Annotated in this window: 18 protein-coding genes and 1 pseudogene; 7 read left to right on the top strand and 12 right to left on the bottom strand. The window is 69.3% G+C overall.

Annotation, left to right across the window (positions count from 1 at the left end; translation table 11 throughout):
- Positions 1-375 precede the first annotated feature (375 nt).
- On the bottom strand, positions 376-1371 hold the full coding sequence (locus tag SSPN_RS0110370; RefSeq protein ID WP_010694248.1) for a LacI family DNA-binding transcriptional regulator: 996 nt from the start codon (positions 1369-1371) through the stop codon (positions 376-378).
- 246 nt (positions 1372-1617) lie between these two features.
- On the opposite strand from SSPN_RS0110370, the gene SSPN_RS0110365 reads away from it, so the two are divergent.
- From SSPN_RS0110365 to SSPN_RS0110355, 3 genes are all read left to right on the top strand, one after another.
- The gene (locus SSPN_RS0110365) at positions 1618-3033 is read left to right on the top strand and encodes an L-fucose/L-arabinose isomerase family protein (RefSeq protein ID WP_010694246.1); all 1416 of its coding nucleotides are present in this window, start codon (positions 1618-1620) and stop codon (positions 3031-3033) included.
- A 365-nt stretch (positions 3034-3398) separates the two neighbouring features.
- Entirely contained in the window at positions 3399-4898 is a 1500-nt protein-coding gene (locus tag SSPN_RS0110360) for an FGGY-family carbohydrate kinase (RefSeq protein WP_010694244.1), read from the top strand.
- 80 nt (positions 4899-4978) lie between these two features.
- Complete coding sequence (locus SSPN_RS0110355; protein ID WP_010694242.1) at positions 4979-5917, top strand: alpha/beta hydrolase; 939 nt, start codon at positions 4979-4981, stop codon at positions 5915-5917.
- A gap of 18 nt (positions 5918-5935) precedes the next feature.
- On the opposite strand, the gene SSPN_RS0110350 is transcribed toward SSPN_RS0110355, so the two are convergent.
- On the bottom strand, positions 5936-6817 hold the full coding sequence (locus SSPN_RS0110350; RefSeq protein WP_394378866.1) for a DNA recombination protein RmuC: 882 nt from the start codon (positions 6815-6817) through the stop codon (positions 5936-5938).
- Positions 6818-7586: 769 nt separating this feature from the next.
- Here SSPN_RS0110350 and SSPN_RS0110340 point away from each other — a divergent pair.
- Positions 7587-8771 carry an exonuclease SbcCD subunit D gene (locus SSPN_RS0110340; protein ID WP_029535181.1) on the top strand — a complete coding sequence of 395 codons (1185 nt, stop codon included), beginning with the start codon at positions 7587-7589 and terminating at the stop codon, positions 8769-8771.
- Positions 8768-11719, top strand: coding sequence for an AAA family ATPase (locus tag SSPN_RS0110335; protein ID WP_010694230.1), 2952 nt, complete (start codon positions 8768-8770; stop codon positions 11717-11719). The genes SSPN_RS0110340 and SSPN_RS0110335 overlap by 4 nt, the downstream gene beginning before the upstream one ends.
- A 72-nt stretch (positions 11720-11791) precedes the next feature.
- Here SSPN_RS0110335 and SSPN_RS62110 read toward each other — a convergent pair whose 3' ends face one another.
- The 7 genes and pseudogenes from SSPN_RS62110 to SSPN_RS53645 form a co-directional block, all read right to left on the bottom strand.
- The gene (locus SSPN_RS62110; protein WP_010694229.1) at positions 11792-11992 is read right to left on the bottom strand and encodes a DNA glycosylase family protein; all 201 of its coding nucleotides are present in this window, start codon (positions 11990-11992) and stop codon (positions 11792-11794) included.
- Positions 11959-13260, bottom strand: coding sequence for an AlkA N-terminal domain-containing protein (locus SSPN_RS59530; protein WP_010694227.1), 1302 nt, complete (start codon positions 13258-13260; stop codon positions 11959-11961). Before SSPN_RS59530 ends, SSPN_RS62110 begins: the two co-directional genes overlap by 34 nt.
- Positions 13261-13293: 33 nt before the next feature.
- Positions 13294-13943: pseudogene (locus SSPN_RS59525) on the bottom strand (response regulator).
- A 693-nt stretch (positions 13944-14636) separates the two neighbouring features.
- Positions 14637-14876: a histidine kinase dimerization/phosphoacceptor domain-containing protein gene (locus tag SSPN_RS48775; RefSeq protein ID WP_010694225.1), complete on the bottom strand. Its 240-nt coding sequence runs from the start codon at positions 14874-14876 to the stop codon at positions 14637-14639.
- Positions 14877-14900: 24 nt separating this feature from the next.
- Positions 14901-15281, bottom strand: a complete 381-nt coding sequence (locus tag SSPN_RS48770; protein ID WP_010694224.1) for a hypothetical protein — start codon at positions 15279-15281, stop codon at positions 14901-14903.
- Between the two features lie 438 nt (positions 15282-15719).
- A complete protein-coding gene (locus SSPN_RS53650) occupies positions 15720-16028 on the bottom strand; it encodes a hypothetical protein (RefSeq protein ID WP_010694223.1) in 309 nt (102 codons plus the stop codon).
- A 22-nt stretch (positions 16029-16050) separates the two neighbouring features.
- Positions 16051-16323: a hypothetical protein gene (locus tag SSPN_RS53645; RefSeq protein WP_010694222.1), complete on the bottom strand. Its 273-nt coding sequence runs from the start codon at positions 16321-16323 to the stop codon at positions 16051-16053.
- A 151-nt stretch (positions 16324-16474) separates the two neighbouring features.
- Here SSPN_RS53645 and SSPN_RS0110300 point away from each other — a divergent pair, with 151 nt between their 5' ends.
- Complete coding sequence (locus SSPN_RS0110300) at positions 16475-16693, top strand: hypothetical protein (RefSeq protein ID WP_010694221.1); 219 nt, start codon at positions 16475-16477, stop codon at positions 16691-16693.
- A 97-nt stretch (positions 16694-16790) separates the two neighbouring features.
- Positions 16791-17870 carry a redox-regulated ATPase YchF gene (ychF, locus tag SSPN_RS0110295; protein WP_010694220.1) on the top strand — a complete coding sequence of 360 codons (1080 nt, stop codon included), beginning with the start codon at positions 16791-16793 and terminating at the stop codon, positions 17868-17870.
- 179 nt (positions 17871-18049) lie between these two features.
- On the opposite strand, the gene SSPN_RS0110290 is transcribed toward ychF, so the two are convergent.
- Genes SSPN_RS0110290 through SSPN_RS43295 form a run of 3 tightly spaced genes read right to left on the bottom strand, consistent with a single transcriptional unit; the run spans position 18050 to position 20138 of the window.
- On the bottom strand, positions 18050-19216 hold the full coding sequence (locus tag SSPN_RS0110290) for a tyrosine-type recombinase/integrase (RefSeq protein WP_010694218.1): 1167 nt from the start codon (positions 19214-19216) through the stop codon (positions 18050-18052).
- Positions 19217-19219: 3 nt separating this feature from the next.
- Positions 19220-19393 carry a helix-turn-helix transcriptional regulator gene (locus SSPN_RS50725; RefSeq protein WP_029535500.1) on the bottom strand — a complete coding sequence of 58 codons (174 nt, stop codon included), beginning with the start codon at positions 19391-19393 and terminating at the stop codon, positions 19220-19222.
- Positions 19356-20138 carry a hypothetical protein gene (locus tag SSPN_RS43295; protein ID WP_010694217.1) on the bottom strand — a complete coding sequence of 261 codons (783 nt, stop codon included), beginning with the start codon at positions 20136-20138 and terminating at the stop codon, positions 19356-19358. The genes SSPN_RS50725 and SSPN_RS43295 overlap by 38 nt, the downstream gene beginning before the upstream one ends.
- Positions 20139-20192 lie beyond the last annotated feature (54 nt).

The raw sequence follows: 20192 nt of genomic DNA, 5'->3' as shown, positions 1-20192 counted from the left end.
CGAACGGCCTGTTCGGGCCGTCTAGTGAGGTGAATGGTCCGTTCGCTGTTCCGTCTGGCTGAGGCGAACGGCCTGTTCGGGCCGTCTAGTGAGGTGAATGGTCCGTTCGCTGTTCCGTCTGGCTGAGGCGAACGGCCTGTTCGGGCCGTCTAGTGAGGTGAATGGTCCGTTCGCTGTTCCGTCTGGCTGAGGCGAACGGCCTGTTCGGGCCGTCCGTTCGAGGGTCAGACCCACCAGCGGCGTCACTACACACATCATCACTGTCCGTTCGCTTTTCCTTGGGAAGTGAATGGTCCGTTCGCTGTTCCGTCTGGCTGAGGCGAACGGCCTGTTCGGGCCGTCTAGTGAGGTGAATGGTCCGTTCGCGTCGCGGCGTCAGGGGCGGTTGCTGCTGCCTCGGGTGACGAGGTGGGCCGACAGCGTGGTGGTGGTCGCGTCGGTGCGTTCCCCGCTGATCCGGTCCAGCAGCAGCTGGGCGGCCACCGCACCCATGTCGTAGGCGGGCTGGGCGACGACCGTCAGCGGGGGGTCGAGCAGCGTCGCCCAGGGCGCGTCGTCGAAGGCCACCACGCCGATGTCCCGTCCGGGCCGCAGGCCCAGCTCGGCGCACGTCTCCAGCACGCCGACCGCCATCATGCTGTTGGCGACCAGGACCGCGTCCGGTGGCTTGTCCTGGGTCAGCAGCGGTCGCGCGGCTTGCTTCGCCCCGGCGGCCTTGAACTCCGAGCGCCGCACCAGCCCCGCCGGTGCCGGGAGCTTCGCCGCGCGCAGGCCGTCGCGGTATCCGGCGAGGCGGTCGTCTGCGGTCAGCACGCCGCTGGGGCCGGTGAGGCAGCCGATCCGCTGGTAGCCCTGCGCGGCCAGGTGCAGCGTCGCTTCCTTGGCGGCGAGCCTGCTGTCGACCAGCACCGTGTCGCCGGGGGAGTTCGGCAGCGGCCGGTCCACCGCCACTACCGGCGTGCTGTTGCGGCTGAGCAGTTCAGCGCTGTCCCCGCGGCCGGTCGGCGACAGCAGCACCCCGGCCATCCGTTCCTGCAGGGCGATGTCGATGTACTCACGCTCCTTGTCCGGCTCGTCGTCGGAGTTGCACAGGACCACCGAGTAGCCCACGGTGTGCGCCACGTCCTCGACGCCGCGGGCGATCGCGGTGAAGAACGGGTTCTCCACGTCGGAGATGATCAGAGCAAGCACTGCGGTCTCCTGCTTGCGCAGGTTCCGGGCCGGGCCGTTGGGCCGGTACCCGAGCTCGGCCGCGGCGGCGAGTACCCGCGCGGCCAGCGCCGGATCGACGGTGCTCTTGCCGTTGAGCGCACGCGAAACCGTCGCAGTGGACACCCCGGCGCGGGTCGCCACATCGCTGATCGTCGCCACGGTTTCCTCCTCGTGCCCTCTACCCGAGTGATGGCGGGCCACCTGCCTTGACAGTCCGCGTCCCGCCAGAATAGCGTCCGGGTAAACGATTGCTCACCGGTCTCATCGGCAACTGGGTGGCGAGATTTCCCGGTCAGGCGATCCGCAAGGAGTTCACCGGTGGCGCACCAGACGGCGCCACTGACGCGTCCCCACCACCGGTTCCGCAGCAGTCAACACCGCCTGTCAGTGAACTTGGGAGGAACTGTGGCTCGCATCGGTGTCGTCAGCATTTCCGACGGTCGTGACCACGTCCACGCCCGGAACGCGGACTTTATTCAGTCCAAACAGGATTCTCTGGTCCGGTCGCTGCGCGCGGCCGGGCACGATGTGGTGGTTGGTGACGACCTGGTCGCCACCAATGTGCTCGCCACCTCGGTCTCCCGCAAGGTGGCCGCGGCGGACGTGGACGTCACCGTCTTCTGCTACTCGGTGTGGGCGTTCCCGCACTTCACCATGCTCGCCGCCGACGCCACCCGCAGCCCGCTGGTGCTGGTGGCCAGCACCGACCCGACCGAACCGGGCCTCGTCGGCATGCTCGCCGCGGGCGGTGCGCTGGACCAGATCGGCCGCCGCCACACGCGGGCCTGGGGTGCCCCGGACGACGCTGAACTGGTCGAGAAGATTGGCGTGCACGCCAAGGCCGCCGCCGCGGTGCGGTCGCTGCACGGTTCGACGTTCGGCCGGTTCGGCGGGCGGCCGATGGGCATGAACACCGCAGTCGCCAACACCGACCAGTGGATGCGCAAGTTCGGCATCGACGTGGAGGAGATTGACCAGTACGAGCTGGTCCTGCGCGCCGAGAAAGCGGACGCCGCCGAGGCCAAGAAGGCGCGCGAGTGGATCGAGCAGCACGCCGCCGGGGTGCATTACGACGGCAAGAAGCTGACGCCGGAGCTGCTGGAGCGGCAGATCCGGTCCTACCTGGCGATCCGGGACATCATCGCGGAGCGCAACCTGGACTTCTCCGGCATCAAGGCGCAGCCGGAGCTGACCGAGAACTTCGCGACGATGGACGTCACCGAGGCGTTCCTGAACGACCCGTACGACTGGAACGGGCCGAAAGAACCGCACGTCTGCGCCACCGAGGCGGACATGGACGGCGCGCTGACCATGCAGCTGTTCAAGGCGGTGGCCGGCACTCCGGTGCTGTTCGCCGACGTGCGGCACTACCACGGTGACCGCGACATCTGGGACCTGTGCAACTCCGGCCAGCACGCCACCTGGTACGCCGCCCGCAGCGACGACCCGGCGGAGAACCTGGCCAAGGTCAATTTCTACCCGGAGGTGTTCTTCTTCCCGGCCGGTGGCGCGTCGGTGCAGCACATCGCGGCGCCGGGGCAGATGACGCTGGGCCGGTTGACCCGCGAGGACGGCGAGTACCGGCTGCAGCTGATGCTCGGCGAGTTCGAGCGCTACGACGACGCGACCAACCAGAAGCTGATGGACCAGTCCACGCCGGAGTGGCCGCACGCCTTCGCGCGGCTGGACGCGCCGGGAGAGCTGTTCCTGTCGAAGTTCGGCGCCAACCACATCCACGCGGTCCCGGGAGACCACCGCGCCGCCCTGCGCGCCGTCGCGGACCAGCTGAACGTCCGCCTCGACGAGTGGACCAGGGGCTGACAGCATCCCGGTCCAGTGCGATCTCAATGGAAGTTGCGGACCTCCGGCGTGTCTTGACCACGACACGCCGGAGGTTGTGGGCAACTCCCGCGATTTCAATGGAAATCGGACCTTCGATTTCCATTGAAATCGCGCAACACCGGAGTCGGCCCCGCGGCGGTGCCGGTTGCGAGGTGGGCCAAGGCGGCTGCGCCGCTTGCGGCAGCCCCGGACCGTGGGATTTCCAGCGTCGCGGCTGCGGATCGGCCAGGATGAAAAAGGCTCAATGGAAATCGCATGCCCCGCCACGTCGGGGCACCTCGGGCGCGGTGCGGTCGGCGATCGCTGGTGTTCCGGGTTTTCGAGTTGACGAGAGGATCGCGCAGGTGGCCGAGAAGGTGTTGCTCGGGATCGACATCGGCACGGCGAGTTCCAAGGGGGTGCTGGTCAGCACCGACGGGCGGATAATCGCCCGCGCCAGCCGGCCGCACGAGACCTCCCACCCGCATCCGGGCTGGGTGGAGCACGACGCGGAATCGGTGTGGTGGGCGGACTTCCTGGAACTGGCCCGGGAGTTGGTGCGCGCCGCTGAGGGCCGGGAGATCGCCGGGCTCGGCGTCAGCGGCATTGGCCCCGTGCTGCTGCCTGCCGACGGCGACGGCAAACCCCTGCGGCCGGCCATCCTCTACGGCGTGGACACCCGCGCGACCGAGGAGATCGCGGAGCTCACCGAGGAGTTCGGGGCAGACGAGATCCTGCGCCGGGGCGGCTCGGCGCTGTCCAGCCAGGCCGTCGGGCCGAAGATCCGCTGGCTGGCCAAGCATGAGCCGGAGCGCTACCAGCGCACCGAGATGCTGCTGATGTGCAGCTCCTATCTGGTGCACCGGCTGACCGGCCGGTACGTGCTCGACCACCACTCGGCCAGCCAGTGCGATCCGCTCTACGACCTGCAGGCCCGCGACTGGTCGGCGGACTGGGCGCAGCGGGTCGCGCCGGGGCTGCCGCTGCCGGAGCTGGCGTGGCCGACCGAGGTCGTCGGGCGGGTCACCGCGCAGGCGGCGGCCGAAACCGGGCTGCCGGAAGGTCTTCCCGTCACCGCGGGCACCGTGGACGCGTGGGCCGAGGCCACCAGCGTCGGCGTGCGGGAGCCGGGCGACGTGATGTTGATGTACGGCACCACGATGTTCTTCGTCCAGGTGCTGACGGACGTGCAACCGCACCCGGCGCTCTGGGGCACCTGCGGGGCGTTCCCGGACACGTACACGCTGGCCGCCGGGATGGCGACGTCGGGCGCGGTCACCCAGTGGTTGCGCGGCCTCGTCGACGGCGATTTCGCCCAGCTCGTCGAGAAGGCGAGCAAGGTGCCGGCGGGCAGCCGCGGGTTGCTGCTGCTGCCGTACTTCGCGGGCGAGCGGACGCCGATCTTCGACCCGGACGCGCGCGGCGTCCTCGCCGGGCTCACCACCAGCCACGGCCGGGCCGAGCTGTACCGGGCCGCGCTGGAGGGCATCGGTTTCGGGGTCCGCCACAACCTCGCGGCGATGGGCGAGGCGGGCGGCACGGCCCGGCGGCTGGTCGCCGTCGGCGGCGGCACCCAGGGTGGGCTGTGGACCCAGATCGTTTCCGACATCACCGGTCAGGAGCAGCAGATCCCGGCCGAGACGGTCGGTGCGGCGTACGGCAACGCGCTGCTCGCGGGCCTCGGCACCGGCGCGGCCGTTGCCCCGGAGGCCTGGAACCCGGTGACGCGGACCGTCCGGCCGAACCCCGAGCACACGGAGCGCTACAACGGTTTCTTCCGGCACTACCGGGACCTCTACGACTCCACGGTGCGGATCGCGCACTTCTTGGCAGGCGAGCAGCGCGCTGCGGACGAGCGTGACTGATTACTGAATGCAGTGTCACTGATCTTGTTAAGCTAAGACATTCGGGTGAACCGTAATGAGATCGGGGAGGCACGGGGCCGATGGCTGTGACGCTGCGTGTCTTAGCGGCCTGCCTCGCCCTGGCGGCGGTGGTCGCGACCGGGTGCTCGCGCGAATCGGATGCCGACGAAGCACGACCGGCGGATGTCGCCACCCGCGATCTCGGCGCCGCCAGCGTGCAGCGCGACCTAATCTACGCGGAGCACGGTACCGGCGCGCTGAAGCTCGACCTGTACCTCCCCGAGCAGCGCGAGACGCGGACCCCGCTGATCGTGTACGTGCACGGCGGCGGCTGGAACGCGGGGGTCCGCACGCTGAACGCCGACTCCGGCTCGCCGGAGTCGTTGACCGCCCAGCGCCTCTTAGAACGCGGCTATGCAGTGGCCACAGTGGACTACCGGCTGACCGGGGTGGCGCAGTACCCGGCGCAGGTGGTCGACGTCGCCGACGCCGTGCGCTGGCTGCAGCAGCACGCCGGGCAGTGGCATTTGGACGCCGACCGGATCGGGCTGTGGGGCGCCTCGGCGGGCGGTCACCTGGTGTCGCAGCTGGGCGCGCTGGCCGGGGATCCGGAGAAGCCGGGCGGCGGGCTGACCGGGATCCGGGCCGTGGTGGATTGGTTCGGACCGGTCGACATGAGCGCCGAGGCGCAGCTGGCGCACCCGAAGATGCAGGAGTACGCGAGCAAGGTCGTGCGGCAACTGCTCGGGTGCATGCCGGTGGAGTGCCCGGGGAAGGCCGACTCGGCGAGTCCGATCAAGAACATCTCCGGGGACGAGCCGCCGTTCCTCATCCAGCAGGGCACGGCGGACTCGCTGGTCCCGATCGACCAGAGCCTCGACCTGGCCCGGGACCTGCGCAGGCTGGGGGTGTCGGCGGAACTGCACCCCTACGAGGGCCTGGACCACGGCTTCGGCAAGGGCCCGCACAACACCCTGATAGTCGACACCGTCGCGGCTTTCGTCGAAACCCACGTCTGAACCACGAGCGGCGGTCCGTCACGCCCCGTTGGGCGTGTGTTCGGGGACTCCGTTGACCAGGCCATCTTCGTCGTGTCGGATGGTGCCGACGTCGCCCGAGCCCGCGGCCTCGGCCAGCGGCTGCACCGTGCTCCGGAAGGACTCCAGCGCGTCGAGTTCGCGGCGGCGGGCCGAGACGAAGCGCTGCAGGTGCGTGCTGGAGAGGTTCACCGCTTCCACCGCGTTGGACGCGGCGCGCTGGGAGCGGACCGCATGGGAGCGCACCTGCTCGATGTCCTCGGCGATCGTGCGTTCCGTCGCGGCGAACATCGACGCCGACGCCAGAACGGCGAATCCTGTTGGTCCGCAGAGGAAAACCCGCTTGCCGAGCAGCCAGGTGAGCAGCTGCGGGTCGGTGTCCAGGGCGGCGACCACGGCGGCGTCGGACGGCACGAACATGATCGAGCCGTAGATCGCGTCGGCCCACTTCTGGTAGCCCTTGCCCGCGAGCTCGGTGGCGCGGGAGCGGATGTTGCGGACGTGCACCCGCAGCGCGTCGGTGCGTTCCTCCGGGTCGTCGGTCTCCATCGCCTCGGCCCACACGGCCAGGCTCGCCTTCGCGTCCACCGGGACCTGCCGCCCGCCGCCGACGGCCAGCACCATGTCCGGGCGCGCGGAGCCACCGCCAGCGAGGTCGGTCTGCAGCGTGAAGTGGATGCCTTCGCGCAGCCCCAGCGAGCGCGCGGTCTCCACGAGAACCTGCTCGCCGAGCTCGCCGCGACCGGTGATGGAGGCGAACGCAACTTCGTAGCGCCGCAGAGCCGCCTGCTGCTCAGCGGTACGGGAGCGTTCGGTCTCGACCATGCGCAGCGCTTCGTCGGTGCGACGTGCGCTGTCCGCGTACAGCCGCCAGATCAGCATCAGCGCAGCCGCGAACAGCAGAATCAGCACGACGACGATGGTGATCAGGACGCCGGTACCCAACACGAGCTCCGTCCGGTAGTGGCCGTGGCAGCTCAAATGATGGCCGACGCACCCGACAACATCACGCACAGCCACGCCGCAAACGCGGCGCCGGATGCCGGATCCGTCCGATCCACCAGGTTGGACCGCGATTTCCATTGCGGTTTTCATCGTGTTTGTGCTGGTAGTGGGGGTGGCGGCGCCGAGGCCGTGGTCGCGGAGTTTGGTGGTGGGTGCGTTGCGGCGGGCGGTTTGGTGATTCCCGATGCCCTGCCGGGGTGGCCGCGGAGATCCACAGCAGGTTGCCCTGGCGTCGGTCAAGGCCAACAACAGCAGGCCGTGTCGTTTGCTCCCCAGCCCGCCGGGGCATTCTCGTTGCGATCACCCGCTTGTGATCATCGTCATACCCTTCTCCGCGATTCCGGCCACTGCCAGCTGATCAAGAAAGATGATCAGGGCCCTGACCAGCCCGCCCACGCCACGCCACCCGCGTCTACACCCCCTGACCAGTCAAGATCAGGATGAAAACCCTCATTCAAATTGGACATTCGATTTAATGGCAATTGCGGCTAGTTTGGGTGTTTCTGCTCGTCAGGGGGTTTGGGTGCGTTGGATTGTTGCGGCAGTCCAACGCGGTCGCGGGCGACGACCTGCGGAAACGGGCTCCTGTGGCGACACGCCGAAGCGGTCCGCGATGTCCGGTGGGGGCGTCGATAGCTTTGGGCCCATGCGAATGCTGCACACCTCCGACTGGCACGTGGGGCGGACGTTCCACGGCCGGGACCTGCTCGGAGATCAGGAAGCGGTCCTGGGTGGGCTGGCCGACCTGGTCGTCGAGGAGCACGTCGACGTCGTGGTGATCGCCGGCGATCTCTACGACCGCGCGGTGCCCTCGGGCGAGGCGGTGCAGACCTGCGTGCGGGTGCTCGGCCGGATCCGCGAGGCGGGCGCCCAGCTGGTGGTTACCTCGGGCAACCACGATTCCGCTGCCCGCGTCGGTGCTTTCGCCGAATTCGCCGCGGCCGGCGGACTGCACCTGCGCACCCAGATCGCGCGGCTGCACGAGCCGGTGGTGATCGACGACCGGCACGGCCCGGTCGCCTTCTACGGCATCCCGTACCTCGAACCGGACCCGGCTCGGCACGTCCTGCAGGCCAGCGCCGACGTGCCCGGGGCCAGCGCCGAGATCGAATCGCGCGGCCACACGGCGGTGCTCACCGAGGCGATGAACCGCGTGCGCGCCGAACTGGCCGAACGTCCACGAGGGACTCGTTCGGTGGTGCTGGCGCACGCCTTCGTCACCGGAGGCGACAGCAGCGATTCGGAGCGGACCATCGCGGTCGGCGGCGTCGAGCAGGTGCCGGGCTCGGTGTTCGACGGCGTCGACTACGTCGCGTTGGGCCACCTGCATGGCCCGCAGCGACTTGCCGAGCACCTGCGCTATTCCGGCAGCCCGTTGGCTTACTCGTTCTCCGAAGCGGTGCACCGCAAGTCGGTGTGGCTGGTCGAACTGGACGCCGACGGCCTGGCCGGTGTCGAACGGCGCGAGCTGCCGGTGCCCCGGCGGCTGGCGACGGTCCAGGGGCTGCTGGACGACCTGCTCAACGAGCCGGAGCACACCGAGCTGGAGGAGTGCTACGTCTCGGCAACCCTCACCGACGAGGTGCGCCCGCTGGAGGCGATGCGGCGGCTGCAACAGCGCTTCCCGCACGCGGTGCACCTGGAGTGGAAGCCCGCGACCGGTCGCGCGACGGCGCCGCTGCGCTACGCCGAGATCGTGCGCGGCCGCGACGATCACGACCTGGCCGCCCGGTTCGTCGCCGACTGCCGGGGCGCGGAACCCAACGAATCCGAACGCGCGCTGCTCGACGAGGCGCTGCGCGCCGTAGCCGCGGCGGAGGGCGCGAAATGAGGCTGCACAGCCTGGAAGTCACCGCGTTCGGTCCGTACCGCGACCACCAGCGGGTGGACTTCGACCGGCTCGGCGCCGACGGCCTCTTCCTGCTGCACGGCGACACAGGCGCGGGCAAGACAACACTGCTGGACGCGGTCGCCTTCGCCCTCTACGGCACGGTCCCCGGCGCTCGCGGCGAGGTCAAGCGGCTGCGCTGCGACACGGCCGAGCCCGACACCGTCACCAAGGTCGTGCTGGAGCTGACGGTGCAGGGGCAGCGGCTCCGGTTGGAGCGCAGCCCCGATTACCAGCGGCCGAAGAAGCGCGGCGACGGCTACACCACGCAGCAGGCGAAGGCCTCGCTGACCTGGGTCGATGGCGCGCCCACCGAGCAGCCGCCGGAAGGCCTGACGCGCATCGACGAGGTCGGCCGCACGGTGCAACGCCTGCTGGGCATGACCGTCGACCAGTTCTTCCAGGTCGTGATGCTGCCGCAGGGCGAGTTCGCCAAATTCCTGCGTTCGGACACCGCGGAACGCGAGAAGCTACTGGAGAAGCTGTTCGGCACCCAGCGGTTCGGCGAGGTCGAGCGCTGGTTCGTCGACCGCCGTCGCGAGCGCGGCCGGGACGTCGAGGAGCAGACCCTGCAGGTCCGCGAGCTGCTCGCGCGCGTTTCGCAGGTCGCGGGCACCGAGCCGGAAGCCGGCGCGGACGAGCGGAACTGGTTAGAGGACGTCGAAAAGCGGTCCGTCCGCGAGATGGAGGACGCGCAGGCCGAGCACTCCCGCCTGCGGCGCGAGCGGGAGGCCGCCGAGACGAAGCTGACCGGGCGCCGTGACCTGGCCCAGAAGGTCCGCCGCGTCCGGCAGGCCAACGCGACCCTCGCCGAGATCGGCGAACAGCAGGACCAGCACGACACCTGGCGGGCGGAAAGGGAAGCCGCGCAACGCGCGGTTCCGGTGCTCGCTGCCAGCAGCGCCGCATTGCGGGCGGAGCAAGAACGCGACAAAGCACGAGCCGAGGTCGTCGCCGCAGCAGCTGCCTGCGAGTTGGACACCGAGACGCCGCTGACCGAACTTCGTTCGCTCGCAGGTGCCAAGCGGGAAGAAGCAGGCGGCCTCGCGCGCCTGATTCCCGAGGCTCAGCAACAGGAAACCGACCGGAAGAAGCTGACGTCGCTCGCCGAGCGGATTTCCGCGGACGAGGGCCTGGAAGCGGAGCTCGTCGGGCAACAGGCCACGTTGCCCGACCGCATCGGCACCGCGCGGCAGCAGGTCGACGAGTCGAAACACGCTGAGCTGCGGTTGGAAACCGTGCAAGCACGCGGCACCGAGGTGGCGGCGCTGCTGCGGACCGCACGGGAACTCCCCGATGCCCAGAAGGAACTCGCGGCGGCGACAGCCCGAGCACAACAGGCGATCGATGCCCACCAGCAAGCCCGCGACCTGCTGCAAGACCTCCGCGCCCGCAGGCTCGCCGGGATGGCAGCGGAACTCGCGGCCCGGCTCTCGCCCGGCCAGCCGTGCCCGGTCTGTGGCTCGGCGGAACACCCCGAGCCCGGCAAACCGATCGACGACCCGGTGCGCGCCGAGGACGAGGACAGCGCCCAAACCGCCGAGCAGCGCGCGGCAACCCGTCGCGAAAAGGCCGCCGCGGACGCGCAACGAGCCCAGCAGCACGTCGAGAACCTGGCGGAACGACTGGGCGAACACACCGAGGCAGACCTCGCCGCCGAGCTCGCCGAACTCAAGGCCGAACGCGACGCGCTTCAGAACACCGCAGCACAGCTGCCGCAACGCACCAAACAGCTCGCCGAACTCGAAGAATCCACCGACCGCCTAGGCGAGCAGGTGTCCGAGGTTCGCACCCGAATCGCGGCGACCCGCAGCGAACACGCCACCATCGTGACCACAGTGGACGAACGCGAGGCGCGGCTCCGCGACGGACGGGCCGAGTTCCCGAGCATCGCCGATCGCCGGAAGCACCTGCTCGACACCGCAGCTCGCCTCGAACAACTCGCCGCCGCCCGGACAACCCGGGACGACGCCGAAAAGCGCCTCGCCGAACACGAAACCGCCCTGTCCGAAGCCGCCACCACGGCAGGCTTCGACGACGTGGCCGCGTCGCTCGCCGCCAAGCGAAGCGAGGAACGGCTCACGCAGCTCACCGAGGCGCTCGCCGAGGTCGAAGAACGCGCCGCAGGCGCGCGCGCAGCGCTGGCCAGCGCGGAGCTGTTCGGCGTGGACGCCGACGCAGAGGTCGGCCTCGAAGAGGCCACCGAGGCGGCAGTCGTCGCGCGCGAAGCGGCGGAGCGCACAGCTGCGCTGGCGCATCGCGCCGAGCAGCGGCAGCGCGACATCGCGCAGCTCGCGGAGCGGCTGCGCGCAGCGTGGGCGGAGCTCGGGCCGGCGTTGGCGGAGCACGCCGAACTGGAGGCGTTGGCGGACGTCGTCAACGGGCGCGGGCAGAACGCGCGGAAGATGTCGTTGCGCGCGTACGTGCTGGCTGCTCGGTTGGAGGAGGTCGCGATCGCGGCAACTCGGCGGCTGCAGCGGATGAGCGGCGGGCGGTACTCGTTCGTGCATTCCGACGCGGCCGGGGCGCGGGGCACGCGCGGTGGCCTCGGGTTGGACGTGCTCGACGACTACTCCGGCAAGCTTCGCCCCGCCAAGACGCTCTCCGGCGGCGAGTCGTTCCTCGCTTCGCTTTCGCTGGCTCTCGGACTGGCCGATGTCGTGGCCGCCGAGACCGGCGGCGCGCTGCTGGACACGCTGTTCATCGACGAGGGCTTCGGAACGCTCGACGCCGACACCCTCGACCTCGTGATGGACACCCTCGACGACCTGCGCGCGGGCGGCCGGGTCGTCGGCCTCGTCTCCCACGTGGAGGAGATGCGCCAACGGATCTCGGTCCGCCTCCGCGTCCGCAAGTCCCGCGACGGTTCCACCCTCGAAATCCGAACCTGACGATCCACAGTGGATGTTCGCGCCCGTGGATCGCTTCAGCGCGTCACATGGAGATCGTTGTGACGGGGAGGATCACGAAGCGAGCTGCAGTCGCGGCGTGCCGCTGACGGCTGCTTCCCACAGCAGCACCCCGGCGTAGGAGCGCCACGGGCTCCAGCGCCGCGCGTGCGCCTGGATCTTGGCCGGGTCTTCGGACAGCCCGAGCATCCCGGCGCCGCGCCGCAACGCGAGATCACCGGTCAGCAGCACGTCCGGCGCACCCAGCACCCGCATGGCGACGTAACTCGACGTCCACGGGCCGATGCCGCTGATGCTCTCCAGGTCCTGCCGCAGTTCGGTTTCGTCCCTCCCGGTGTGCAGCGCCAGGCGTCCACCGGCAACGGCTTCTGCAACCGCGCGCACGGTTTCCACCCGCCGACGCGGCCCCGGCAGGGCCTCCTGCGCTCGCTCCGCAAGGGGAAGAGCGTGGTCACCGCAGCGTCTGGGTGGGCCAGCGGGTCGCCCAGCGCGGTAACGAGCCGTTCGGTCGTCTTGCGGGCTGCGGCCACCGAGATCTGCTGGCCTATCACGGCGCGGATCAGGATCTCCGCGCCATCGACGCTGCCGGGCACCCGCACCCCGGGCGTTTGCGCGACCGCCGACCGCAGCGCCGGGTCAGCGCCGAGCGCCTCGCTGATCGCGACCGGATCGGCATCGAGGTCGAGCAGGCGGCGCAGCCGCGACACCGCGCTACCGAGATCCCGCAGGTCGGTGAGCCGCAGCGTGCAGGCAACGTACTTCTCGTGCGGGCGGAGCGTGGCGATCCCGGTGCCGTACGGCAGGCGAAGGGCGCGCGTGTAGTGGTCAGATCCGGCGTCTTCGAGCCCGGCCAGCGCCCGCTCGCCGAGGAACCGCAGTACACAGGCCACATCGCAGGGAGTCCGGAACGGCAGGCGGAGCTGGACGGCCCCGGCGCTGCCGCCGGGAACCTTGGCGCTGCGCTGCGCGCGGCTGCGGATCGCCGTCGGGGTCACCCCGAAGACCTCGCGCAGCGTCTCGTTGAACTGGCGCAGGCTGGAGAACCCGGCCGCGAACGCGACGTCGCCGAACGGGATCGCGGTCGTTTCGATAAGGATCCGTGCCGAGTGCGCCCGGTGCGCCCGCGCCAGCGCGAGCGGCCCGGCACCGAGTTCGGCGGTGAGCACCCTGGTCAGGTGGCGTTCCGAATAGCCGAGCTGGTCGGCCAGCCCACGCACCCCGCAGCGGTCCACGACCCCGTCGGCGATCAGCCGCATGGCGCGACCGGCGAGATCGGCGCGCAGGTCCCACTCCGGCGATCCCGGCACGGCGTCCGGCAGGCACCGGCGGCACGCGCGGAACCCGGCGGCCTGCGCCGCGGCGGCGGTCGGGAAGAAGAGGCTGTTGTTCGGTTTGGGCGTGCGCGCCGGGCACGACGGGCGGCAGTAGATGCCAGTGGTGCGCACGGCGTGGATGAAGCATCCGTCGAAACGCGCGTCGCGCGAGGCGACCGCCCGGAGCGCTTCCTCGGTTCCCACCAACATGCCTTCGATGGTGCCAGCGCCCGGAGGCACCTACTAGCGGGAATCGGACACGCTGATGAAGCCCGATTCGTAGGGCGAACACGACGGCCTGCGAGCGGTCCCTGGCGGTGCCTGGCGGTGCCTGGTGGTCCCTGGCCTGGAGCTTGGCCAGCACGTTGCCGACGTGGGTCTTGACGGTCTGCACGCCGATGAACAGCGCAGCGGCGATCTCGCTGTTGGACATCCCGCGCGCCACCAGGCAGAGGACGCCGGCTTCCCGCTCGGTGAGTTCGACCTGCGGTCGGCTGGCGCGGTGCGGCGCGGCCAACCGGCGGATCGCGACCGGGAACAGCAGCGATTCGCCACGCGCCGCGATTCGGATGGCCTGGGCGAGTTCCTCCGGCCGCAGGAAGCCGGTGACTCCGGCGCGCAGCGCGCCGTAGACGTGGTCGTCGTGTTCGACGGTGGTGATCACGACGATGCGCGGCGGCTCGGGCACCGAGTCCAGGATCGCGGAGGTGGCCTGGATGCCGTCCACGCCGGGCATCCGGACGTCCATCAGCACGACGTCCGGCCGCAGCCGCGCACCAGGGGGACGACCTCGGCGCCGTCGGGGCCTCCCCGACGACGGTCATGTCGGGTTCGGTATCGCTGAGGGTCCGCAGCCCGGAACGGATCAACGCCTCGTCGTCGACGACCAGCACGCTCGTGGATTCGCTGACCCCACCGAGCCTATTGCGCCCACGCTCGACGAGGCGCGAGAGTCGACGTTTTCGCTGCTCGGTAACCATGAGTGCGTTGCGGTGCTGATCGCAGGCACTCTGCTTGGTGGTTCCGGTGGCTGCCCCAGCGCCGAGCGGTGTGGTTCTGCCTCGCCAAGTGGTGTGAAGCGAACGGCCTGTTCACCACCGTAGGCGGCCCGAAGGGTCCGTTCGCTTCATTCACCTGACGTAGGCCCGGGGTTGCTGGTGTGAAGCGAACGGCCTGTTCGCCTCGATAGGTGGCGCGAACGGTCCGTTCGCTTCAACCAGCACTGCCCAAAACAGCTCTATAGCCCGAGCCGACGCCGAGTCCAGGGGATTGGTCATGTCCAGGTCCAACGCGCGCGGGCTGATGGTGATCCGCACCCGCGACCGCCACCCGGCCCGCGTGGCGCAGGGCGTTGGTCAGGCCCTCGTGCACCACGCGGTATTCCTCGCGGCTCACCTAGGCAGGACCGAACCCGGGGCGCCCCGGAGGTCGAGCTGCGCCGTGAGCCCGGCCAGCTCCGTCGAGCGGATCAGGTCGTCGAGATCGGCCAGGGACGATCCGTCCGAAGTGGAGGAACGGAGGGTGCCCAGCGCGTGGTCGAGGTTGGCCAGCGCGTTATGGGTCGAAACCGCGATCGCGGCGAGCGCCTACCGCGCGAATGCGGGATCGCCGTCCAGCACGCGAATCGCCGCACTTGCTTGCAGTGCAACGACATTCAGCACATGGCCGACCGAGTCGTGTAGTTCGGCGGCGATCCGGTTTCGCTCGGACAACGCCTCGACCTGCCACCGTAACCACTCGTGATCGGACGGTCCCAGCAGCGTCCGGGCGAGCCGCGCCAACACCGCGCCGACACCCTCGACCAGGTGGAAACCCGCGACGATCAAGCCCAGGCCGACCAGCGGCGCCCATCAATGCCCGATGCCGAAAGCCCGGAACGGCGAGATGCCGACGAGCTCGGGCGGCAGCGTCAGCGCCGGATCGGCGAGCAGCAGCAGGATGAACGGCGGAACGATCAGCGTCAGCAGGCCGATGCCGGAGCCGAGCGCGAGGTGGACGACGAGCCAGCAGACGGTCCGCAACCGATCCGGCCGGGTCTCGGCGGCGCCGGATTCCGGCAGCCCGAGCAGGGATTCCGCCGTGGCATCCGACAGCGACCGCGTCGCCGGCAGCAACCCGGTGGCCACCCCGGCGAGCACGACGAACGCGCCTTGCGCGAGACCGACCGCGACAGGCCGCAGGCCGAGCCCGATGTCCGGGCCCAGCAGCGCCCCGAGCACCAGCCCGGACACCGCCAGGTACGCCAGCGGCCCTGAGGATCAGGTGCACCCATCGCCGGTACGTGGAGCGCGGTGAAGGGTCTGATCAGGCGGGACGGCATGGCCACATCGTCTCTGCGGAACCGGCGCGCGATCGCAGGTTCCGCACGGCTTGCGGCGCGTCGCCCGCTGGTACAGGTAGACCGACGACCCGAGCACCAGCTCCCAGCACATCCAGCTCACGTAGAACAGCGCGCCGGGCCAGTAGCGCATCCCGGCGATCGTGTTCGACCTGCCGGAGATCAGGTTGGGGAGGACCGTGGCGAGCTGGCCGGGCCCCCATGCATGGATGAAAAGCAGCGCGGCGCCGAACCAGCCGCCGGCGAGCAGCAGCCCGCGCGGCGTCGGACGGCCAGCCAGGCCGGGAACCCAGCGCGGCCAGATCCGCCCGCACCGGTGGACGACGGCCAGTTACAGCACGATGCCGATCAGCGCGGCGGGCACGACCAGCCAACCGCTGGCGAAGCCGTCCCGCGCCGGGTCGGGGTAGTCCAGTCCGATGGTGCCGCCCAGCGCCCAGTTGGTCTTGATCATCAGATAGGGCAGCGCGAACACGAGGCCGAGATATCCGAGCCAGCGCGCCGGCGGCCCGGCCGGCCCGCCGCAGCGTTCGCAGGCCCGGTGATCTCCCGGACCCGCAGGACTGTCCCGGACCCGCAGGACTGTCGCCTGGAACAGCAGGATCGCGCTCAGCAACGCGAAGGCGCGGGTGGCGAACATCGGCCAGCCAGGGGAAAGCCCATCAGGCCGGACACCCGCGACAGTCGAACAGGATGCCGCCGGTGGCCCAGAGCAGCAGCAGGACGGCCGCGCCGTTGATCATGATGAGCATGCGGCGAGGTCGCAACGGCGACATCAGCACGGCGGTGCCGACCACGCCGACCGCTGCGGCCAGTGGTGTCGCCCAGCCCGGGAGCTCGAAGAGGACGAATCCGCGCGGCAGGACGTGCCGCGATTCGACGGAGAGGAAGGTCAGGGTCGGCGCGATCACGGCCGCCCGACTCGGCTTGAGCATGGAAACTCCTGGTGGTTCGACTGAACTCACCGGTGATGCTCGGGATCTGGCGGCCCGCGGACCTCCCGCTGCGGCGGGGTGCGTCTTCCTCCTGCGGCGGAATTCGATCGAGACGGGTGCATTTTGCGTGTTTCGTCCCTATCGTCGCGGCATGACCCGATCAAAGATCAGTACCAGGCGCGGCTTCCGGATCCTCGGCGCCGCGACCGGCGCGGCGTTCGCCCTGGTGGTGGCGGCGGGGTGCAACGACTCGGCACCCGCTCCGGAGCAGCAACAGGAGCAGCAGGACGGCGACGACCAGCAGCAGGAGCAGCAGGACGACGATCAGCAGGGCGGTGACCAGCAGGACGACGACCAGGAGGACGGCTGACGTCGCGGGGCGCGGGTGCGCATCCGGCTGCGCATCCGCGCACCCCCCGCGCGACCGGCCCCGATGCCTCGGTGGGCGAGCACCTAGACTTCGGGGCGTGAGTCTCACCCTCGGAATCGTCGGGCTGCCCAACGTCGGCAAGTCCACCCTGTTCAACGCGCTGACCAGCAACGACGCTCTCGCGGCGAACTACCCGTTCGCCACCATTGAGCCGAACGTGGGCGTGGTGCCGCTGCCGGACGAGCGGCTGGACAAGCTCGCCGAGGTCTTCGGCTCGGCGAAGACCGTGCCCGCCACGGTGTCGTTCGTCGACATCGCGGGCCTGGTCAAGGGCGCCTCCGAGGGGCAGGGGCTGGGCAACAAGTTCCTCGCCAACATCCGCGAGGCGGACGCGATCTGCCAGGTCATCCGGGTCTTCGACGACCCCGACGTGGTACACGTCGACGGCCGGGTGGACCCGTCCAGCGACATCGAGACGATCAACACCGAACTGATCCTGGCCGACCTCCAGACCCTGGAGAAGGCGCTGCCGCGGCTGGAGAAGGAAGCGCGCACCCACAAGGACAAGCGCCCGGCGTTGGAGATCGCGCAGCAGGCCAAGGAGATCCTCGACTCCGGCAAGACCCTGTTCGCGGCGGGGCTCGGCAAGGACACCCCGGACCTGCGCGAACTCAACCTGCTGACCACCAAGCCGTTCCTCTACGTGTTCAACGCCGACGAGGGCGTGCTGGCCGACGAGGCGAAGCAGAAGGAGCTACGGGACCTGGTCGCGCCCGGCGACGCGGTATTCCTGGATGCCAAGGTCGAGGCGGAGCTCAAGGAGCTGGACGAGGAGTCCCAGCGCGAGCTGCTGGAGTCGATCGGCCAGGCGGAGCCGGGCCTGAACGCGCTGGCCCGCGCGGGCTTCCACACGCTGGGCCTGCAGACCTACCTGACGGCCGGGCCGAAGGAGGCGCGGGCCTGGACGATCCGCCAGGGCTGGACGGCGCCGCAGGCGGCCGGAGTGATCCACACCGACTTCGAGCGGGGCTTCATCAAGGCGGAGATCGTCTCCTTCGACGACCTGATCGCGGCCGGCTCGATGGCGGAGGCCAAGTCGGCGGGCAAGGTCCGGATGGAAGGCAAGGACTACAGCATGGCCGACGGCGACGTCGTGGAGTTCCGCTTCAACGTCTGACCAACGGCGTTTCTGCTGGTAATTGACTCACAGCAGGTCGGCGATCGTCAGTCGTTCGTCAGCCGGTCGTTTGTTCGTCATCGGCGACGGGCGAACGCCAACCCAAGAACCCACGAAGGGCCGGGCTTGGGTCTCCTGTGTAGGAGTCCCAAGCCCGGCCCTTCTGTGTTTGCCAGCTATCAGGCCGGTACCAGTTGGGCGGCAGGCGGATCATCATCCTCGCCGTCCTCCGAGGCGCTCGGCAGCTTGCCGAGAACATCACCGATCAGACCAGACGCAGCACTGCGCGTTCGATCAGCCGCGCTCGGCCAAAGGTGGGCGTAGGTGTTCAGGGTGATCGTCGCGCTTGAATGCCCGAGCGCCCGCTGTACGGTCACCACGTCGCACCCTGCCGCGATCAGGCCAGAGGCGTAGAAGTGGCGCAGATCGTGAAGTCGGATGCTCTCGCACGAGGCAGCCGTACGAGCTTTGCGCCACCAGTAGCCGACTGTGTTTTGGTGGGGCGGGAGTCCTTGCTCGCCCTCGAACAACCAGCGATCTCGATTCTCTCCAGGTCGATGCTTCTCCAGGTAATCGCGAAGCATCTCGACGAGGACATCAGCAAGGTAGACGGTTCGCTCAGACCCGTACTTCGGAGCTCTGATCTCCACTTGCTTGCCGTTGGCACGCTGGACCTGTCGAGTAACCCGCAGAATCCGAGCCTCCAAATCGATGTCTCCAGCCTGGAGTGCCGCAGCCTCACCCAGCCGGAGCCCGGCGAACGCACACAAGGCGATGAAGACCCTGAAGTGCTCCTCTGAACAGTCGAGGACCTTTCGAACTTCCTCCGACGTCGGGAGATTCAAGGATGAGCCCTTACGCGCACGCGGTAGACGAACGCCTTCGCTCGGATCCGCCGGGATGACGCGATCTCGGACCGCAGCGCGAAGAACTGCCCTGACGTTGTTGAAGCGCGTTCGGATGGTGCCGGGTGCGAGTCCCTTTTCTCGGCCGTACCCGCGTAGCTCGGTCTCCATGTGCTTCACCCACTGCTCGACATGCGACCGGAGAAGGCGGCTAAGTGGGACATCCCCGAAGGTCACAGAGCTAGCAGCTAGGCGCATTGCCCGTTCGGTACCAGGTACCCAAACCTGCCGAGCCGACCACTGACCGAAGTACTCGGCGAACGTGACCCTTCCCGCCTTCGGATCAACAAACTGGCCGGTCGTAAGGGCTGCCGTCTGCTCGTCCAGCCACTTCTGCGCATCGATCTTTCGGCGGGTGGTCTTCGTGATCTGTTTCCCGCCCGGCACCGGTCGAAACTGGGCCTGCCACCGGCCGTTTGGCATCTTGCGAATACTCGCCATCGATCACACCTCCAGCCCGACGACCCAGGCTTCAACGTCATCCGGCCGGTACCTCAAATGCCTTCCGATCTTCCGAGCGCAAGGACCGTAACCCTTGTGCCTCCACTGATAGACGGTGGCAACCGGAACCTTCAGGTAGCTAGCGACATCTTCCGGGCCCCAGAGGGTGCGGATCATGGTCAGTCTTTCCTTTCGGTATCAGCGGAGCCAGGGCGCGCAGAAGCGCCCACATGAACGAGCCCTTCCCGGCCCCGGTCGCCCCGCCCAGAAGGATGTGGAGGTCCCGGCCCAGTAGGTCGAGGGTGAAGTCCCGGCCGTATTCGTCTCGGCCGATCGGCAGCCGCCGCAGGTCCACCGCCTCCACCGACTCCGCCAGGCCCGGCGGGGGAACGAACAGGTCATCGAAGGGTTCACGGCGCTGGAAGTCCAGCGCGATCCGGCCGGGCTTGAGGTGGCGCACGTTGGTCGAACGCGCCTGAAACGAGTTCGCCAGTCGGTTGATCACTTTCTCGAAGTCCTCCGGTTCTTGGCCTTTGGCCATTCGGACGTGCACGGTGTCCCATGACCACGTGCTTTTCACCCGCGTCACGCGCGGAGCCAGCGTGTTTCCCTTGTGATCGATGGTGGTGAGGTTGCAGGCGGTCATGATCCGAAGCCATTGCCGCCGGTAGGACCACCACCGTCTCCACCACGCCCGCAGCAGGCGACCGGCGAACCTGTCGAAGGTCGGCCGGTCCAGCAGCCGCCAGGAAGCGCCGGCCACCACGGCAATCCCGGCGGCCATGAGCACGGTCTGATACCCCACCCACAGCACCGCGGCGTCCAGCACCACCACCGAGCCCACCGAACGCGGATGCCGCGCGACGAACCGTGCCGCCGCCCGAACCGGGGTCCTTTCCGTGGCCACCCGCGTGTCCCGCATTGCCGCCTTACCTTTCTACGAGCAGAAGAAAAGGGGGCGCTGATTCTCGATAGA

The organism is Saccharopolyspora spinosa NRRL 18395, assembly GCF_000194155.1.
GTDB lineage: Bacteria > Actinomycetota > Actinomycetes > Mycobacteriales > Pseudonocardiaceae > Saccharopolyspora > Saccharopolyspora spinosa.
Note: the sequence above shows the minus strand (reverse complement) of the source record. Positions and strands in the feature narration are given on the sequence as shown.

Excerpts from the sequence above, each read along its gene's own strand:
- SSPN_RS0110355 (WP_010694242.1), top strand. The coding sequence starts at position 4,979 with ATGGCTGTGACGCTGCGTGTCTTAGCGGCCTGCCTCGCCCTGGCGGCG.
- SSPN_RS0110350 (WP_394378866.1), bottom strand. The coding sequence starts at position 6,817 with ATGCTGATCTGGCGGCTGTACGCGGACAGCGCACGTCGCACCGACGAA.
- SSPN_RS0110340 (WP_029535181.1), top strand. The coding sequence starts at position 7,587 with ATGCGAATGCTGCACACCTCCGACTGGCACGTGGGGCGGACGTTCCAC.
- SSPN_RS0110335 (WP_010694230.1), top strand. The coding sequence starts at position 8,768 with ATGAGGCTGCACAGCCTGGAAGTCACCGCGTTCGGTCCGTACCGCGAC.
- SSPN_RS62110 (WP_010694229.1), bottom strand. The coding sequence starts at position 11,992 with ATGCGGGTGCTGGGTGCGCCGGACGTGCTGCTGACCGGTGATCTCGCG.
- SSPN_RS59530 (WP_010694227.1), bottom strand. The coding sequence starts at position 13,260 with ATGTTGGTGGGAACCGAGGAAGCGCTCCGGGCGGTCGCCTCGCGCGAC.
- SSPN_RS53650 (WP_010694223.1), bottom strand. The coding sequence starts at position 16,028 with ATGTTCGCCACCCGCGCCTTCGCGTTGCTGAGCGCGATCCTGCTGTTC.
- SSPN_RS53645 (WP_010694222.1), bottom strand. The coding sequence starts at position 16,323 with ATGCTCAAGCCGAGTCGGGCGGCCGTGATCGCGCCGACCCTGACCTTC.
- SSPN_RS0110300 (WP_010694221.1), top strand. The coding sequence starts at position 16,475 with ATGACCCGATCAAAGATCAGTACCAGGCGCGGCTTCCGGATCCTCGGC.
- SSPN_RS0110290 (WP_010694218.1), bottom strand. The coding sequence starts at position 19,216 with ATGGCGAGTATTCGCAAGATGCCAAACGGCCGGTGGCAGGCCCAGTTT.
- SSPN_RS50725 (WP_029535500.1), bottom strand. The coding sequence starts at position 19,393 with ATGATCCGCACCCTCTGGGGCCCGGAAGATGTCGCTAGCTACCTGAAG.
- SSPN_RS43295 (WP_010694217.1), bottom strand. The coding sequence starts at position 20,138 with ATGCGGGACACGCGGGTGGCCACGGAAAGGACCCCGGTTCGGGCGGCG.